Annotated in this window: 2 protein-coding genes and 1 pseudogene; 1 reads left to right on the top strand and 2 read right to left on the bottom strand. The window is 44.0% G+C overall.

Translation table 11 applies throughout. From position 1 onward, the window contains the following. The first annotated feature begins 144 nt into the window (after nucleotides 1-144). Nucleotides 145-456 (top strand): PilZ domain-containing protein, encoded by a 312-nt coding sequence (locus tag A3763_RS21010; RefSeq protein WP_068507473.1) that lies wholly within the window; start codon nucleotides 145-147, stop codon nucleotides 454-456. 81 nt (nucleotides 457-537) lie between these two features. Here A3763_RS21010 and rraA read toward each other — a convergent pair. Together rraA and A3763_RS21000 are read right to left on the bottom strand one after the other, a co-directional pair. Next, nucleotides 538-971, bottom strand: a pseudogene (rraA, locus tag A3763_RS21005) (ribonuclease E activity regulator RraA). Nucleotides 972-1,113: 142 nt separating this feature from the next. Then, on the bottom strand, nucleotides 1,114-1,480 hold a 367-nt coding region (locus A3763_RS21000; RefSeq protein WP_068760445.1), incomplete at its 5' end, for a YaeQ family protein.

Genomic DNA, 1,480 nt, shown 5'->3' with positions numbered 1-1,480 from the left:
GGTGAATTTCATCCGCATCAACTTATTACTAGAATCTTACCAATTGCTAATAGTCGAATATCTTGTGGTTTTGCTCTTTGACAGCAACCATATTTAGACATATAAATGAAGGTGAGACATTTATCCATAAGAGGTGTTGAATAGATGAATAACCTGTATAGCCGTACCTGGGATGAAAAACGCGATTTCATCAGAATGAGAGTCGATACTGAAATCACTCTAGCCGTTGATAACTCGGACATCAAAGTAAATGGTTATTGCCGTGACCTTAGTGGCGCAGGCATGTTAATAGAAGTAGAAGAAGAACTAACAGCAGGAGCAACTTGCCGGACATCGCTTCCTTCAAGCAACGATGCGTTTCCCGCTCTGGATGCAACCGTAAAAGTACTACGCTGCACACAGGTCGACGAAAATACTTTTCAAGTAGGCGCAGAAATTGTAGAAATCGCGAGTTAGGCGAAGCAATTTCATAAGCACATAAAAAAGCCCGTGAGCGTTTTTCTCACGGGCTTTTTTATGTGTTCGCTAAAGTCTCTACTAGGCTGGCATTTCCAACTTTTCAGGCGAAACAATAACACCATTATTATCGGCATAAACGTAGTGACCTGGTGTAAAGGTTACGCCACCAAAGGTGACCGGAACATTCAGATCACCAATACCACGCTTTTCAGTTTTACGCGGATTAGTGTTCATTGCCTGAACACCTAGCTGCGTCTGCCCGATCACATCAACATCACGAATGCAGCCGTAAATAACCAAACAGACCAGCCGTTCGCAGCTGCTTTCTCAGCCAACATATCACCTAACAAGGCATTACGCATTGAACCACCGCCATCAACAACCATCACTCGCCCTTCGCCAGGTAAACCCACCTGTTCTTTGACGATAGAGTTATCTTCAAAACACTTTACCGTAACAATTTCGCCACCAAAGGCATCGATTGCACCGTAATTGTTCATCATCGGTTCCAAGACCTGAACTAAATCCGGGTACTCGTCTCACAAGTCTGGCGTAATGATTTTTGTATTGCTCAATGTTTTTCTCCTCGTTTCAATACATTAGATACACGGAGATTAACCGATTGCAGCTATATTCGTCCATCGCAAAAGACAATTATTCCTCGCCAAGCAGCCGCTCGATATTCAAGTCAACAACACTCTCCCCCAAGCTTACATTCAAACTTCCATCCTGAATCAACACAACGAGCTCCATCGTTCTTTCGACATGCGCAAGCAGTGGCTCGATATCAGCCATCTCTGCACGCAAGACAGACAAATTAGCTATACGCTTCAAATCCTTTGCTAACGCGTCGAACCACGGGGCAACCTTATGTCCGCCATAAGCCAATACAACAACTTTATCTGAGCGACCTGAAGCTTTACGGATACGTTTTAAATCAGGTAAGCCCAAGTCGACCCACAACTCTATTTCGTCGGATAAAGACTTGAGCCAGATATCCGGCTCATCATCAGTCGATAAA

Source organism: Oleiphilus sp. HI0128, assembly GCF_001635365.1.
This window is presented reverse-complemented; position numbering and strand designations above follow the sequence as displayed.